General features: G+C 66.3%; 16 protein-coding genes. 1 reads left to right on the top strand and 15 read right to left on the bottom strand.

The window, feature by feature from the left end; translation table 11 throughout:
* Window positions 1-74: 74 nt before the first annotated feature.
* The 12 genes from VXD91_RS21830 to VXD91_RS21885 all read right to left on the bottom strand — a co-directional run bounded on the left by VXD91_RS21830 (window position 75) and on the right by VXD91_RS21885 (window position 11,688).
* Complete coding sequence (locus VXD91_RS21830) at window positions 75-881, bottom strand: hypothetical protein (RefSeq protein WP_346416400.1); 807 nt, start codon at window positions 879-881, stop codon at window positions 75-77.
* Window positions 871-1,479 (bottom strand): Mce protein, encoded by a 609-nt coding sequence (locus VXD91_RS21835; protein WP_346416401.1) that lies wholly within the window; start codon window positions 1,477-1,479, stop codon window positions 871-873. Before VXD91_RS21835 ends, VXD91_RS21830 begins: the two co-directional genes overlap by 11 nt.
* A complete protein-coding gene (locus tag VXD91_RS21840) occupies window positions 1,476-2,102 on the bottom strand; it encodes an Mce protein (protein ID WP_346416402.1) in 627 nt (208 codons plus the stop codon). Before VXD91_RS21840 ends, VXD91_RS21835 begins: the two co-directional genes overlap by 4 nt.
* 25 nt (window positions 2,103-2,127) lie before the next feature.
* A complete protein-coding gene (locus tag VXD91_RS21845; RefSeq protein WP_212806509.1) occupies window positions 2,128-3,387 on the bottom strand; it encodes an MlaD family protein in 1,260 nt (419 codons plus the stop codon).
* Entirely contained in the window at window positions 3,384-4,502 is a 1,119-nt protein-coding gene (locus tag VXD91_RS21850) for an MCE family protein (RefSeq protein ID WP_318984162.1), read from the bottom strand. The genes VXD91_RS21845 and VXD91_RS21850 overlap by 4 nt, the downstream gene beginning before the upstream one ends.
* Window positions 4,499-5,701, bottom strand: a complete 1,203-nt coding sequence (locus VXD91_RS21855) for an MCE family protein (RefSeq protein WP_212806510.1) — start codon at window positions 5,699-5,701, stop codon at window positions 4,499-4,501. Before VXD91_RS21855 ends, VXD91_RS21850 begins: the two co-directional genes overlap by 4 nt.
* Window positions 5,698-6,762: an MCE family protein gene (locus tag VXD91_RS21860; protein ID WP_212806511.1), complete on the bottom strand. Its 1,065-nt coding sequence runs from the start codon at window positions 6,760-6,762 to the stop codon at window positions 5,698-5,700. Before VXD91_RS21860 ends, VXD91_RS21855 begins: the two co-directional genes overlap by 4 nt.
* The gene (locus VXD91_RS21865; RefSeq protein WP_212806512.1) at window positions 6,759-7,808 is read right to left on the bottom strand and encodes an MlaD family protein; all 1,050 of its coding nucleotides are present in this window, start codon (window positions 7,806-7,808) and stop codon (window positions 6,759-6,761) included. Before VXD91_RS21865 ends, VXD91_RS21860 begins: the two co-directional genes overlap by 4 nt.
* Window positions 7,805-9,322, bottom strand: a complete 1,518-nt coding sequence (locus VXD91_RS21870) for an MCE family protein (protein ID WP_346416404.1) — start codon at window positions 9,320-9,322, stop codon at window positions 7,805-7,807. Before VXD91_RS21870 ends, VXD91_RS21865 begins: the two co-directional genes overlap by 4 nt.
* On the bottom strand, window positions 9,322-10,086 hold the full coding sequence (locus VXD91_RS21875) for an ABC transporter permease (RefSeq protein WP_318984300.1): 765 nt from the start codon (window positions 10,084-10,086) through the stop codon (window positions 9,322-9,324). Before VXD91_RS21875 ends, VXD91_RS21870 begins: the two co-directional genes overlap by 1 nt.
* A gap of 94 nt (window positions 10,087-10,180) precedes the next feature.
* Window positions 10,181-11,044: an ABC transporter permease gene (locus VXD91_RS21880; protein WP_208103616.1), complete on the bottom strand. Its 864-nt coding sequence runs from the start codon at window positions 11,042-11,044 to the stop codon at window positions 10,181-10,183.
* On the bottom strand, window positions 11,041-11,688 hold the full coding sequence (locus tag VXD91_RS21885; RefSeq protein WP_318984299.1) for a TetR/AcrR family transcriptional regulator: 648 nt from the start codon (window positions 11,686-11,688) through the stop codon (window positions 11,041-11,043). Before VXD91_RS21885 ends, VXD91_RS21880 begins: the two co-directional genes overlap by 4 nt.
* Before the next feature lie 265 nt (window positions 11,689-11,953).
* On the opposite strand from VXD91_RS21885, the gene VXD91_RS21890 reads away from it, so the two are divergent.
* Complete coding sequence (locus tag VXD91_RS21890) at window positions 11,954-12,748, top strand: crotonase/enoyl-CoA hydratase family protein (protein WP_346416464.1); 795 nt, start codon at window positions 11,954-11,956, stop codon at window positions 12,746-12,748.
* On the opposite strand, the gene VXD91_RS21895 is transcribed toward VXD91_RS21890, so the two are convergent.
* Genes VXD91_RS21895 through VXD91_RS21905 form a run of 3 tightly spaced genes read right to left on the bottom strand, consistent with a single transcriptional unit; the run spans window position 12,682 to window position 15,599 of the window.
* On the bottom strand, window positions 12,682-13,800 hold the full coding sequence (locus VXD91_RS21895) for a hypothetical protein (protein ID WP_346416405.1): 1,119 nt from the start codon (window positions 13,798-13,800) through the stop codon (window positions 12,682-12,684). The genes VXD91_RS21890 and VXD91_RS21895 overlap by 67 nt on opposite strands.
* A gap of 55 nt (window positions 13,801-13,855) precedes the next feature.
* Window positions 13,856-14,320, bottom strand: a complete 465-nt coding sequence (locus tag VXD91_RS21900) for an Rrf2 family transcriptional regulator (RefSeq protein WP_212806517.1) — start codon at window positions 14,318-14,320, stop codon at window positions 13,856-13,858.
* Window positions 14,321-14,378: 58 nt separating this feature from the next.
* On the bottom strand, window positions 14,379-15,599 hold the full coding sequence (locus tag VXD91_RS21905; protein WP_318984158.1) for an acyl-CoA dehydrogenase family protein: 1,221 nt from the start codon (window positions 15,597-15,599) through the stop codon (window positions 14,379-14,381).
* Between the last annotated feature and the right edge of the window lies 1 nt (window position 15,600).

The following is a 15,600-nucleotide window of genomic DNA, read 5'->3' on the forward strand; positions in this document are numbered from 1 at the left end:
ACGGGACCGGTCAGCGGTGGCGTCCTTGTTGAACGCGTCTTGGATTTTGCAGGCATTTTTGTCAGGAGTGAAGCTCAGCCGCCGTACTGCGGCTTCAGCTGACCCGCCAACGACGCCAGCGGGACGTTGGCGACGACGGTCCCACCGTCCATCGACCAACTGAAACGATCTCGTGGACTTGGGCTTTCGCGGGACATCGGCTGGTCCGGCATGTAGAGGCGCAGTGAATCACCGGTCAGCGCGAAGGCGCGGTAGTTGCCCGAGTAACCCGGACCGTCACCGTCGGGCTGGAACTCCTCGACGGTGAACGGATAGGTGCCCGGCGCGTGCGGCGGCGCGGCGGCGTCGAGCACCGGCGGCAGGATCGGTGCGGCGGCAGCCGAAACCGCCTGGTTCGCATTGACTCCCGGCCGGAATAGATCGGGCAGGTACAGCCGGCGGCCGCTGTTCATGTCGAAGAGGAAAGACCGGTAGGCGTTGTTGGACTGGATGCCGAAAGGCTCGAACGTCTCGTGGACGACCACCGACTGCAGGCCCCCGGGCCCGGGAATGATCTCGTAGTCGGCGCGCGCACTGCTGTCACGCGGCGTGGTGTTGCCGGTCGCACGCCAGCCGTTGAACAGCCGCGTGTAGTAGTCACGCAATACCGGCCCGGCGGTCGAGTTGTCGATCAGTTCGGCCGGAACCCGCAGGGACAGCAGCATTTCGGCTTCTCGCTGGGATTTGACGACGGCGGTGCAGGCACCGCCGTCCCAGACCGCGCCGAGTTGCGAGCAGAAACTGTCGATGGCCGCTTGGGCGACGGGCGCGCCAGTCAAACACGTCGTGGCGACCACCGTTGCACCCACGGCAGCCAGGGCCGCCCGGACTCTACTTGCCACGTTTACCGTCCGCTCCGGCGAGCAGCACCTCGGCCGCCAGCCACCTGTCTCCCACCTTGCGCATCGTCATCGACACGCTGACGTAATCGGTCCGCTTCTCTTTGACCCCGGCACTGGTGACGTCCTGCTTCACCGACAGCAGCACGTCGACGTCATCGCCCCGCACGTCCTTGACCGCAGAGTCCTCGACCACACCCGTCGTGCTGACCTTGTTGTCGATCAACATCTTTCGCATGGTCGCCGCGGCCTTGCTGTAGGCGTCCTTGAACTCACCCGTCGCCCCACCCAGGACATCGGCGAAATTCTTGTCGATCGTGTTCTGGTCGGTGGTGGTCAGCGTGACGGCGTATGCGCGCGCTGCTGTGAGAGCTTCTGCGGCCTCGGCGTCACGCTGATGCTGGGCGTATACCAATGCCCACGCGGTGCCCGCCGCGGCCGACAGCGCGATGATCACGACGGCCACGGCCCAGCAGAGGCTGCGCCGGACGGCATACGTCTTCGGGGCCTTGGGCTCGGCGGCCTCCGCCGGCGTGGGCGACTCGGTCTCGAGGGCCTCGTCCACGTCGACGTCGGTGATGTCGGTCTCCTTGTCGGTCACAGGATTTCGACCCTGCTGGCCAGCCAGCGGTCGCCGACCTTCTCCATGGTCATGTCGATGCGGTTGCGGTCGATGCGTGGGCTCGGGTTGTTCGCGTTGGTGATCGACTGGTCGACGAACAGCAGCACCTCGACCTTGTCGGGCGTCGCCGACTTGACTGCCGCCGCGACGACGATGCCCGTTCCGGAGGCCTTGTTGTCGATCAGCACCTGCCGCAGTTGCGTGGCGCCCTGGCTGTAGGCGTCCTTGAACTCGCCGGTGGAACCATCGAGCGACTTGCGGTAGTTCTCATCGATGTTCTTGGCGTCCAACGTCGTCAGCACCACGGCGTAGTCCTTGGCGGCCTGCAGTGCCGCGTCACTCGCGGCGTTGACCCGGTACTGCTCATACTGCCGCCAGCCCAGGAAGCCCAGCGCTGCCACCAGAATCGTGAACAGCAACGCGCACACCACCGCGGCCAGACCGACCCGCCGCTTCTCGGCCGCGGCAGGTTCCGCGCTCTCCACGGCCGCATCCGTCTCTGTCACATCGGCGGCATCGGACTCGACCGGCGCTTCGGCCGCTTCGGTTTCGGTGTCGTGCACCTGGTCGAATACGTCGCTACTTGCAGTTCGTTTACTCATCACTTCTCGCGTGTCTCGTGGACCGTCAGTTCGGCATCGGGTACGGGTACGCCGCACCGCCGTACGGGGTGTCGATCGTGTAGCCCGGGTAGTGCGGCGTCTTGTCGGTCACCGCATGGGGGTCATATCCGGGCGGCGGACCGGCAGTGTCGTCACCCGGCGGCCGCGGCGCGTTGCGGGCGCCGCGAACCAACAGCGATGGATCCTGATCCTCACAGTAGGTGTATTTGTACGGCTCGGGGAAACTCGCGTCCGACGGGGCGTGCCGCGGCAGGTTGTAGTCGCACCGGTACTTCGGGTAGATGTCACCGATCGCCCAGACACCGCCATCGTGGACGACGGAGGCGAAGCGGTCGATGAACGGGTCCCGATCCGGCCGCCAGATGTACTCCAGGCCCGGAATGCGTTGATAGATCACCTGCGAGGTCGTGGTCAGGTTGCCGAGGATCTGCACCACGTTCTGCCGGTTGTCCGCGATCAGGTTGTCCAGCGTCGCCAGCTGTGGCTCACCGCGCTCGACGAGGGTGCGGAAACCGCCATCCATCTTGTTCACGCCGTCGAGCACCTTGGTCAGGTCGTTGGTGGTGGCCGCCAGGCCCGGGCGGACGTCGGCGACGGTGCTGAACACGACGCGGGTGGTGCGAATCATGCTCACGGTCTCGGGCAACACCGAATCCACGGTGTTGGCCAACAAGCTGGCACCGTCCAGGATCGCGGCCAGCTTGCGCGGGCCGTCCTTGGTGACGTGTAGCTCGTTGAACATCTTGCCGAGCTTGTCGGCGTCGAGCTGCGCCAGCGCGCCGCGGCTGTGGTCGATGATGTGCGGCAAGGTCACCGGGATGCTGGCCTGCTTGCCCGAAATGACCGCGCCATCAGTGAGATACGGGCCACCGCCGTGCTCGGGCCGGAAGTCCAGGTACTGCTCCCCCGCCGCCGAGAGGCCGGAGACCCGCACCGGGCTGTCGGTCGGGATGTGCGCCGACGCGTCGACCGAGGCAACCGCCTCGACGCCGGTCTTGGTGAGGTTGACCGCCGCGACGTGGCCGATCGGGATGCCACGCAACGTGACATCCTGATTGGCCAGCAGGCCACCGGATTCGGGCAGCATGATCCGGATGGCGATGGTCCGGTGGAACGGGTTGAACCGCAGGCCGTCGATCGCGATGTAGCCGAAGGCGATCACCGCGGTGAGCAGCAGGCCGAACAGCGCCAGCACGACCTTGCGGCTAGCCACCGCCTTGACGATCCGAATGATGAACGCCACCAGGCTGTTCAGCGCGTTCATCGGGTTCGGTCCGATCCGTAGATGCGGCCGAGCAGCATGTTCCACTCGTAACGCAGGCTGCCGATCATCAGGTGCCAGTCGGTGCCGTCGGGTCCGTGGATACCGGGGTCGCCCGCGTAGTTCTTGTCGGGCAGCGCACCGATCGCGATTCTCGAGATCTCCGCCTCCACGTGCACCGCGGTAGAGGTGGTGGCCTTGACCAGGATGCCGATGAGGCGGTTGAACGCGGTCAGCGAGATGTTCGGGTCCATGGCGATCTCGTTGAACACCGCCGACAGCTTGTTCACGTCGGCCGCGACACTGCGGGTGTCGGTGCCCTGCATCGACGGGAACTTGGACAGCTGCCGCGTGATCCGGCCGACGTTGTCCACCACGTCCATGATCCGCGTGGTGTTGTCGGAGATGACCGCCAGCGCGGGGGCGCCGGCGGCCAGCGCGGTGTCGATGCTCTGCTGGTGCCGGGCGACCTCGGCCGCCATGTTCGACGTGCTGCGCAACGTCGCGTCCAGCTGCGCCGTCCGCGCCGACATCTTCGACAGGAACTGGTTGGTTTCCGAGATGAGCGCGGCCAGCTTCTCGCCGCGCCCGCCGACCACCCGGCCGGCGCCGTTGACATCGGTGGTCAGCGCGCGGATGGCACCGCCGTTGACGAGCATGGCCAGCGAGTTGAGGAGTTCCTCGACCGTCGGTGCCGCCGCCGTCGACCCCAACGGGATGGTGTCACCGCCCCGCAGCAGCGCACCGCCGTCCCCCTTGTCGTCCGGCGGGCGAATCTGCAGGAACACGTCGCCGAGCGGTGTGGCCGAACGCAATTCGGCCGTACTGCCCACCGGCAGCGGCACATCCTGGCGGATCCGCATGGACACCTTCGCGGTGAAGTCCACGGCGTCGATCGACGTGACCTCACCGATGTCCGCGCCGTACAGGCGCACCTTCGCCTTCGACGGCAGGTTCAGCGCGTCGGTGAACACCGCGTTGAGTTCGTAGGTCCCGCCCCGGGAGCCCGGGGACGGCAACGGCACACTGTCCAGGCCCGCGGCGCAGCCGGTCATCAGCACGACACCACCGAGCACCCCGGCCCAGCGCGCGCCGCGCACAACGGATTTCACGCTCATCGCGTCGGCCCTCCCGGTGCGGGGGCGGCGGGCGCAGGCGACGGCGTGGTGGCGGCAGCCCCCTGCTTGGGCGGCTCGCCCTGACCCGACGGGCCGATACCGTTGGCCATCAGATCCATCATCGAGGTCAAGCCGAAGTCGGGGCCGTAGTCCTGCAACGTGCCGGTGGCACAGCCCAATTGCTTCAGGCCCATCAGGTTGCAGAGTTCCTTGTTCAGCTGGTTGTACGCCAACAACTTGTCGGTCAAGAGATGTCCGCGGATGCTGCCGCCCACCGGGTCCAGGACGTTGTAGACGTTGTCCAGGGCCAGCGGCAGGACATCCAGCGTCTCTTCCAATTCGCGCTTGTTGTCCGAAAGGGACCGCACCACGGGGTCCAGGTCGCCGAACGCGCCCTTGAGCTGGTCGCGATGGCGCTCGAGCAACCCGCTGACCTCTTCGAGGATCTCGTTGGCCTTGGCTCCGGTGCGCCCCGACCCCAGATTCTGGTCGGCAAGGATGTCGCTCAGTTGGTGCACATTGTTGCCGAACTTGCGGACGGCGTCATCGTTCTCGGCCGCGGACTGGGTCAGGTCCGAGACACTGCGAATGATCTCCTGCAGGTTCTTCTCGGTCTTGGCACCACCATCGGGACCGACCTTGAGGGCCTCCGACAACTTGGTCAGCGTGGACTTGATCTGGGTGCTGTTCTCAGAGCTGATCCGAGACCCCAGATCCACCAGATCGCCCAGCGGGCCACCGCCCTGCGGGTTGCCCTTGAGGGCGGTACCCAGTTTGTCGATCATGGACAGCGTCTTGTCGAATTCGACCGGAGTCCTGGTGTGGCCCAACGCGATCAGGTCGCCGTCGCGCAGCTTGTTCCCGCCACGGTAGGGCGGGGTCAGCTCGACGTGCCGATCGGTGAGGATCGAGGCGGATACGGTAGCGGCCGTGACGTCGCTGGGGATCGGGATCTTCTTGTCGATGTCCATGGTGACCTCGATGTAGCCACCCTTGTTCACCACCGAGTCGACCTTGCCCACCTGCATGCCGAGCACCGACACCGCGTTGCCGGGATACAACCCGACGGCGTCCTGGAAGTGCGCCGTCACGGTGATGTTGCGTTGCCAGATGCGCGGCGCCACGGCGGCCGCGGTCGTCACCAGTGCGACGATCACAATCACGGCGATCGCCCCGATCATCAAGGCGCGCTTACTCATTTGCAGTCCTTGAAGTATTCGACGATGTTGAACTGCCGGGCCCGGCCGCTGATGGCGCACATCCAGGAGTCGACCATGATGCCCGCAGGCAGGGTGATGTCGGCACCGTTACCGCTACCGGTCAGGTTGGCGATGTTGCGTGCGGTGATCGGCGCGACCTGCAGGATGCTGCGGACCAGAGCGTCGTGGTCGGCGAGCAGCTTGGCGAACTCGTGCAGGTTGGCGATCAAGGCGTCGAGTTGCGGCTCGTTGGCCAAGAGCGTGTGGGCCCGGTCGGCAAGCAGTGTCACGCCGTCGAACAGCCGTTGCATCGCAGCGCGCCGGGTGGTGATCTCCCCGAGAATCTGGTTGCCCTGCAACACAAGTGCGCCAAGGTCGGCCTTCTGCCGATGCAACAGCGCCGCGATGGTGTCGGCGTTGGTGATCAGCGTGCCGATCTGGTCGCGGCGGGACTGGATGACCCCGGCCAGTGAGTTCAGATTGGTCAGCGCTTCCGGTAGTGCGTCGGGCACCCCTTGCAGGCTGCCGCTCATCACCCGCACCGACTCGGCGATCTTGTCCGCATCGAGCGGCGACAGCGTGCTGGTCGCGCCCTCGAGCGTCTTCTGCAAGTCATACGGCACCTCGGTATGACTCAATTTGATGGTGTTGCCGGCGAGATGGCCCGCACCGGCGGGGCTGATCTCCAGGTACCGCGAGCCCAAGATGGTCGTGAGTTTGATGGCCGCACGTGTTTCTGTCCCCAGCCGGACGTTCTTGTCGGCTTTGAACGTCACCACCACGTGGTCACCGGCCAGCTCGACGTTCTGCACCTCGCCGACGTTGATGCCCGCGATGGTCACCGCATTGCCGGATTTGATCGCCGCGGCCTGGGCGAACTCGGCGGTGTACTGCTTCTTCCCGATGTCCAGGATGCTGACCAGCACCACGGCGGCGACCATCACGACGATGACCGTCAGGCCGATGACGCCGAGCCAGAATTTGTTGTAGTCCTCCAGGACTCGCTTGCGCCCGCCCGGGATGTTCTTCGGGCGCAGGGGGCCACCGAACAGGCTGCTCATCGGCACACCGCCGTGTGCCAGGTCTCGTTGCCGTTGCCCGGCGTCGCCGCCACGACGAACCGGCGGAACCAGTTGAGCAGACCGCGCCACAGCCCGAAATCGAGGTCGCAGACGTAGACGTCGATGTAGGTGCCCTCCTGGCCCGCGCGGGCAAGTCCCTTGAGCAGCAACGGCACATTGGCCACCGCGTACGCCAGGCGCTGCTTGCCGTCGGTCACGCTGTACTTCAGGAAACCCGGCTCCCGGTCGATGAACTGCTGCATTTGCGGCGTGATCGCGTTGACGATCGCCGACAGCCGCGTGACGTTGGCGGTGATGGACCCCACCGACGAGACCAGCTCGTCGCGCCGGCTGTTCAGCGCGGCGATCGACACCGAGGTTTCGTGCAGCATCGTCTGCAGATTGGCGCTCTGCGCGGCCAGTGTCGTCATCAGCCGGTCCAGGTTCGCGATCAAATCCCCAAGCGCGGCATCGGGACCCGCCAGTGTCTGCGTCAGCACCGACGCCTGCGTCGTCAGGGTCAGGATCGAGCCCTCGTTACCCTGGAACGCCTTGATGATGGCGTTGGTCAGATTGTCCACCTGCTGCGGATCGAGCTCGGTGAACAACGGCTCGAAACCGTTGAGCATGTAGGAGATGTCGAACGACGGATTGGTCCGGCTCTCCGGAATCTGCGCTCCGACAGCGAGTTTGCGCTTGTCGCCCTCACCCTGACTCAAACCCAGGTACCGCTGTCCGATGATGTTCTGGTAGGTCACCGAGGCCAGCGTGTTGGTGTACAGCGTCTGGTTGCTGCGCACCTGGAACGTGACCTTGGCCTGGTTGTCCGGCGTCAGCTCGATCTTGTCGACCCGGCCGACCCGAACACCGGCCACCCGGACGTCGTCACCTTCTGCCAGTCCCGACACATCACTGAAGATCGCCGAATAGCTCGAGGTGGGGCCCGCGACGTTGCGCTGCAAGGTCGCGAAGACCATCCAGGTGACGGCCACGGAGAAGACCAGGAACAGCGTCAGGAACACGACGGTGCTGCGCTTCAATTTCATGGCTGTCCCTCCGGGATCGGAGCGACGTGCACGTCCTGCCCCCGGGCCACCGGGCCCAACAGCAACTGAGTGGCGGATGTGGCTGGGCCACCGACGATCTGGCTCAACTGGTCCTTCTCGTTCTGGCTACCGACGGGCCCGACGGTGCCGCCGTAGAGCGGCGCGGACTGCTGCTGAACCTGGCCGGGTGCGCCGGCTTCGGCGGGTAGCGGCGGGCCGGGAGGTGTGGGCGCAACCACCGGGCCGGGCGCCGGCGCGGCTTGCGGCGCGGGTGGCGCGTTGGGGTCCGGCGGGCCGGGAAATTCCGGCACGATCGGAACCGAAAAGCGCGGCGGCGCAATGTTGGGACGGTTCTCGGTCACCCACGGTGGGGTCGCCATACCCATCGATTCCAGGCCGGGCTTGAGGTCGGGCGCGGTCGGGGTTTCCGGCGCGGTCTTGCAGCTCGGCCCCTCCATCGCGCCGTACCGCGGGCAGTCCGCCCGGGTGTACTGGCGCGACGGGTTCATCGAGATGACCGCTTTCCAGATGATGTGGCCGGTGTCCTGATTGACGCCCTCGTCGTAGATCTTGTTGGCCAGCGCCTGCAATCGTGTCGAGACGCCGTGGAATTCGCCGGCGTGGTCGGCCAGCACACCGATCGCCGGTGTCAGTCCGGTGCTGACCTGGATCATCCGGTCACTCTGGTGCTCGAAGGCATCCCCCAGCGTGCCAGTGGTATTCAGGCCACCCGACAGGAAATTGGTCAGCTGCGTGCGCTTCTCGGCGAACGTCCGCATCGGCTGCACCGAACTGTCCAGCGCGGTGAACAGCTCCGGCGACACGGTCCGCAGACTCTCGGCCGCCGCCTTGAGCGCGGACAACGTCGTCGGTCCGGTGTCGTCGGACTTCACGACCGTATTCAGTTGCCGCATGATCTCGTTCACGTCATGGCCGGCGTCGGTGATCTTCTGGCCCCGGCCGTGGGTGGCCTCGGCAATGGCGGCGAAGACGCCGACATTGTTGGCGTCGGGTGACTGGCCGACGGCCTTGAGCAGCTGGCGCAGCTTGGCCAGCACGTTCTGGAACAGCACCGTGGGCAGGGTCTGGTCTTCGAGCACGACATCACCGGAACGGATGGGGCGGGCCCCCTCGCCGTTCTGCACCAGCTGCACCGTCGACACCGCAAAGATGTTGGCGGGTACCACGCGCGCGGTCACGTTGTCGGGGATCTGCGCGGCGAACTGCGGCTGGATGTTGACGTGCACCACGTTCGGCTGACCGTGCTGCGACGGCGTCACACCCGACACCATGCCGACGATGACACCGCGGAACTTGACGTCGGACCGCTCGGGCAGACCGTCACCGATGTTGATGAGCTTGAGCTCCACCCGGACGAAGTCGTCAAGCTTGCCTTGCGATTTCACCACCATGAGGACCGCGGCGAACGAGGCGATCACCGCGAAGCACAGGCCGATGACGCCCAGCTTGTGGTCGGTGGAGCCGCGCGGGTCGTGGTCGAAGGAGTTGCCCATCAGCCACCGAACCTTGCACCACTGATGACGCCCCACAGCGCCATGGTGAGCAGCATGTTGACGATCATCACGACGGTGACGCTGCCGCGCATCGCCCGGCCGGCCGCGACGCCGACGCCGGCCGGGCCGCCGGAGGCGAAATAGCCGTAGTAGCACTGGATGGTCGACGAGATGAACACGAAGATCACCGCTTTGACGGTGGCGAACAGCACGTCGCGGCCCTCGAGGAACAGTCCGAAGTAGTGCAGGTAGGTACCCGTGGACTGCCCGGCGACGACGCTGACCAACTGGCACGACAGGTAGGCCAGGGCCAGCGCCGCGAGGAACAGTGGGACCACCGCGATGACCGAGGCCACCACCCGCGTCGCCACCAGGTAGGCCACCGAGTTGATGCCGAGGGTGTCCAGTGCGTCGATCTCGTCATTGATCCGCATGGCACCCAGTTGCGCGGTGAACCGGCAGCCGGCCTGCGCGATGAAGGCCATCGCGATCATCGCCGGCGCCAGTTCTCGGGTCGTCGCGAAGGACGAGACCAAGCCGGTAGCGGGCCCCAGACCCAACAGGTTCAGCGCGTTGTAGCCCTCGACCGCGACCAGCGCCCCGGCCGTGACACCAAGAACCCCAGCAACATTCAGCGTGCCGCCGCCCACCACGATGGAGCCGTTGCCCCACGTGATGTCCGACAGCAGCCGCAGCAGTTCCTTGCGGTAGCGCAGCCACATCGTGGGCATGGCGAGCACGACCTTGCCGAAGAACTCGACCATGTGGCCGGTCCGCCCGGCACCCTTCAGCAGCCCGCGGCCGACCGCGGAGAACGGCCGCAGCAGACCCGGGGTGAATGTTGACGGAGCTGCCATGTCAGATCGACGTCTTCGGGAACACGACGACGTACAGCTGGCTCATCACCACGTTGACGATCATCATCAGCAGCACCGACTCCACCACCGCGGCGTTGACGGAGTTGGCCACACCGGCCGGACCGCCGCGGGTGTCCAGCCCCTTGTGGCAACTGATCACCGCCACGATGACACCGAAGACGACGGCCTTGACCATCGCCAGCGCGAGGTCGCCGACGGTGGAGAACGACGAGAACGTCGCGATGAACGAGCCCGGGGTGCCGTTCTGCAGATAGACATTGAACATGTAGCTCGCCAGGTAGCCGACGAAGCTCGTCACGCCGGTCAGCAGCACACCGATGAGAACCAGGGCGACCAGCCGCGGCACCACGAGGCGCTGGATCGGGGACACGCCCATGACCTCCATGGCGGAGATTTCCTCACGCATGGTGCGCGAACCGAGATCCGCGCAGACGGCCGAACCGACGGCCGTCGCCAGCAGCAGCGACGCGACCAGCGGAGCGCCCTGCCGGATGACGACTAGCCCGGTGGCCGCACCCGACAGGGATGACGCACCGACCTGGCCGGCCAGCAACGCGAACTGGATCGAGAGCGTCACGCTGATCGGAATGGTCACCAGAACCGTTGGGGTGAAGGCGGTTCCGGCCATGAACGCGGCCTGGTCCAGGAATTCGCGCACCTGGAAGCGGCCCTTGACGATGTCGAAGAACAGATACTCCAGCGTCCGCAGCCCGAGCACGATCTGCCCGCCGGCGGTGCTGAGCGATGCGATCGGGTGGTTCTGCAGGTAGCGCTTGACCCAGTCGATGGCCTCGGCGATGGCGCCCCACTTCGCCAGTCCCCGTGGTTGTGCCTGGTCGGTCATCGAGCCGCTGCTTCCTTGCCGGACACCGGCCACTCGGTGGCGATGCCGCGGCACACCAGTTCATTGCTTGCCAGGGTCTGCGCGAGCAACTCCTCGCGACTCGGCTTCTGTCCGTAGCGAAGGGCGATACCGAACGGGATGGCGCAGATGGTCTGGGCGGTGGCGCGCACGTCGACGTCGGCCCGGATGTAGCCCTGGTTGATGCCGTCGCGCAGCATGGTCGCGAGAACGCGGGCGCCGTCATCGAAGAGACGCTGGAACTCCTCGGTCATCTGCTGATCGACGCCGGCGGCCTGCACGACGATCAACTGCATGAGGCGCGGCTCGTCGGCCAACAGTTCGCTGTAGGCCATACCGATGCCCAGAAGGTGATCACGGAACTCGATGATGGACGTCAGCTGTCCCGGCCTGGAGTCGCCGATCGCGGCGAGCACGCGCGCGTTCACCTGGCGCACCGCGTGGTCGACGATGTCACGCTTGTTCTCGAAGTACCGGTAGAACATCGAGTGCCCGGAACCGAGGCGCTTGGCGATGTGACTGATCGAGGTCTGGTGATATCCCCGCTCAGCGAACTCCGCCAACGCCGCTTCGATGACCTCTTCACGCACCAGCTCAGCGCGTTTCGCACGCTGGCGTTCCGCCATGGTCGCGCGCACCTCGCCTGTCACGCGGATCACAGTAGCGTATCGATTCCGGTTTGGGACACACTCTTCGCGAAACGGAATGAACTGTCTCGCGAGAAGAGCGTTTGGGCCGCGCCGGTTTGCTGAATTCCGCACTTGACGTTGCCGCTGCACAGTAGGGCGGGTTCCTCGGCCACGGGGCCGTTTGGGCATTTTCACGAAATACCCACAGCTTCGGGTGGTGCCGTGGTAGGCCGCAGCGCCGCACTATCCTGCCCCAATGGCAATGGATCGGATCACCGTCGAAGTTCGGGATGGCATCGCCTACGCGACGCTCAACCGGGCCGACAAGATGAACAGCCTGGATCTGCCGATGCTGGAGGCGCTCGCCACGGTCCCCGGCCGATTGGCTCGCGACCGTTCGGTGCGCGTCGTGATTCTGCGTGGCGACGGGCGTGCGTTCTGCACCGGGCTGGACTTCGCCGGAGCAAAGCTGCAGGGATTGAGTGCCGTGCGCAACTTCGGCAAGTTCCCCGGACAGAAGACGAACCTGTTCCAGAAGGCCTGCTGGGCTTGGCGTGAGTTGCCGGCACCGGTGATCGCGGCCGTGCATGGCCACTGTTACGGCGGCGGACTGCAGGTCGCCCTGGCGGCGGACTTCCGGATCGCGACGCCGGACTGCAAGCTGTCGGTCATGGAGGCCCGGTGGGGCCTGATTCCGGACATGACCGGGTCGGTGACTCTGCGTGAGCTCCTGCCGATGGATGTGGCCAAGCGGCTCACCATGACCGCGGAGGTGTTCTCCGGCACCGACGCGCTGGGCTACGGACTGGTCACCGCCGTCGCCGACGATCCGTTGCTGGCCGCCGAGGAGCTGGCCGCCCAGCTGATCGAGCGGTCGCCCGACGCACTGGCCGCAACCAAGAAGCTGTTCGACTCGACCTGGACGTCGACGCCACGGTGGGCGTTCTGGTCCGAGTCGCTGTTGCAGCTACGACTGCTGCGGGGGCGCAATCACCGGTTGGCACGCAAGGCCGGCCGTGACGGCAGTCCGGCCTGGGCGCCGCGTTCGCTGGGCTGACTTCCGGACTTGTCGTCTGGCTTCGACTTGGGGTTGGGCTTGGGCGTCAGCGCCTTCGTCGCTTTCGTCAGCTCCTTTGCCACACCGGACAGCGGGTTGGGCAACTGCCCGACTGTCTGCGCCGGCAACGTCTTCTTCGGTTTCTTCGGCGTCGTCTGAGTGAGGCTGACACCGGGGGCGGCAGCCGCGGTCGTGACGGACTTCGGCGCCGCCACCGGCGTCGAGGCACCGGGCTGCATCGCCGCGGCGCGGACCTTGTTCGCCTCGGTGACGACGGCGTTGGCCACGACGTTCACGGCGTTGGTCACCACGCCCCCCGCGGTCTGGACGCCCGCCAGGAACGCGCGCAGCGGATTGCCGCTCTTCGCCAGTTCCTGAGCGACCGCATCGGGTACGTGGAACGCGCCGGCGAGGAAGAAGTTGAAGCCCGGGAAGATCACTGCCGCAACCACATTGATGACGCCGATCACCGCGACCTGGAACACGCCGCGCGGCATGACCGTCGGCTCCGGGTTCCGCACGACGGGCGCGTTGAGCGCGTCGTAGGTCTGCTGGCGGAACTGCTGGAACGCGTCGAGCACCGCGGCCGGGCCGCCGGGGATCGCGGGAGGAATGTTGAGCAGGCCCATCACGCCGACCTCGAAGGCGTTGAGCGCCCGCTTCGCCGGAATGGCGGCGTCGGCATCGATCGCCTTGTCCATGGCGGCGGCCGTGGGTCCCGTCATCGACGCGGCGGCGATGCCGAGGGCCTTGAGCGGTCCGTTGGCCGGCAGCGCGGCGAGGAAGACGCCCGGCTCCTGCAGCGTGGTGGTGACACCTGTCGTGACGGTCTGCGCCAGCAGTGGACAGATGATGGAGCAGTAGATGCCCTGGTTCTTCACGAAGCTGGTGAGCAGTCCACCCGGCGGAACTGTTGCGGTCAAACGGATTTCCCGTGTCACAGTCGGCGAAGGATGGCCGGCGGCCGGGACAGTGGCCGCCGGTGGCGCGATGACGGCCGCGGCAACGGCGGTCGCGGCGAGAGCGGCGGGCAGGCGTGCGGACAGTTGCATCGTGATCCCCTTGCGCAGCGGTGTACGGGTACCACGATCCGGCGGGCCGTTCGGTTCAATCGGCGCGGGAACCGATTTGCGCGGTCAGTGCGCCGAGGCTGATGAGCAGGTTCCTCGTCGGCGGTTGCGCGAGGTCAGCGACCGTGGTGGTGTTCAGCGACGCATAGAACGCCGCTTTGGCCTGCGCCAACGCCGAGCGGAGCCGGCATGCCGACTGCAGCGGGCAATCCAGCCCGCTGCAGTCGACCAGCTCGGTGTCACCGTCGTCTTCCAGCGACCGCACCACATCGCCCAGGCGGGCGGTACGGCCGGTGGCGGTGAGGGCAAGCCCGCCGCCGCGACCGCGGTCCGCGTCCAGCCACCCGGCCGCCGCCAGATGCGCGCACGCCTTGGTCGCGTGCGTGTAGGAGATCTGCATGTCTTCGGCGATCTGCCGCGTCGAAATCCGCTGTCGGCCGTCTTCGGCGGCGAGCCGGATCAAGATCCGCAGCCCGACGTCACTGAAACCGGTCAACCGCACACGGCCACGCTATTTAATCGCCATATCCGATGCAAATAAAGCGTGGCCGCATGCCCGGTCAGCTCACCAGGTGCTTCTTGAGCTCCGTGCGAGCCAGGGCGTTCTTGTGCACCTCGTCGGGCCCGTCGGCGAAGCGCAGGGTGCGGATGCCCGCGTACATGGCCGCGAGCGGGAAGTCCTGCGACACCCCGCCGGCGCCGTGCACCTGGATGGCCTTGTCCAGAATCCACTGCACGGTGAGGGGCGTGGCGATCTTGATGGACTGAATCTCGGTGTGCGCGCCGCGATTTCCGACGGTATCCATCAGCCAGGCGGTCTTGAGCACCAGCAGGCGCAGCTGCTCGATGCGGACACGGGATTCGGCGATCCAGTCGCGGATCACGCCCTGCTCGGCCAGCGACTTGCCGAACGCGACCCGGCTCGCGGCCCGCTGACACATCATCTCGACGGCGCGCTCGGCGACGCCGATCGCCCGCATGCAGTGGTGGATGCGGCCCGGCCCGAGACGGGCCTGGGCGATGGCGAACCCGCCGCCCTCCTCACCGATCAGGTTGGACACCGGCACCCGCACGTCGGTGAACCGCAGTTCGGCGTGCCCGCCATGGTCGTGGTCGTCGTACCCGAACACCTCCATGCCGCGCAGCACCTCGAGGCCCGGGGTGTCGCGAGGAACGAGGATCTGCGACTGCTGGCGGTGACGTTCCGAGCTGGGATCCGTCTTGCCCATGACGATGAACACCTTGCAGTTGGGATTCATCGCGCCGGTGATCCACCACTTGCGACCGTTGATGACGTACTCGTCGCCGTCACGGACGATGGACAGCTCGACGTTGGTGGCGTCCGAGCTTGCCACGTCGGGTTCGGTCATGGCGAAGGCCGACCGAATCTCGCCGTCCAACAACGGTTCCAGCCACCGGCGCTGCTGCTCCTCGGTGCCGAACTCGTTGAGCACCTCCATGTTTCCGGTGTCCGGGGCCGCGCAGTTGAACACCGCGGGTGCCAATTGGATACTGCGGCCGGTGATCTCGGCCAGCGGGGCGTACTGCAGGTTGGTCAGACCCGCACCCTTCTGCCCCGGCAGGAACAGATTCCACAAACCGCGACGACGGGCCTCGGAGCGCAACTCGGTGAGCACCGGGACGCTGTCCCACGCCCACCGGTTGTCCAGCGCGGCAAGCTGCTCGTGGAACGTCTTCTCGGCGGGATAGACGTGGCTCTCCATGAACGCCGTGAGTTCGGCGACCATCTCGTTGGTCTTGGCGTCGTAGGCGAATTCCATA

Origin of the sequence: Mycobacterium sp. SM3041 (assembly GCF_039668335.1) — a bacterium.
Taxonomy (GTDB): Bacteria; Actinomycetota; Actinomycetes; order Mycobacteriales; family Mycobacteriaceae; genus Mycobacterium.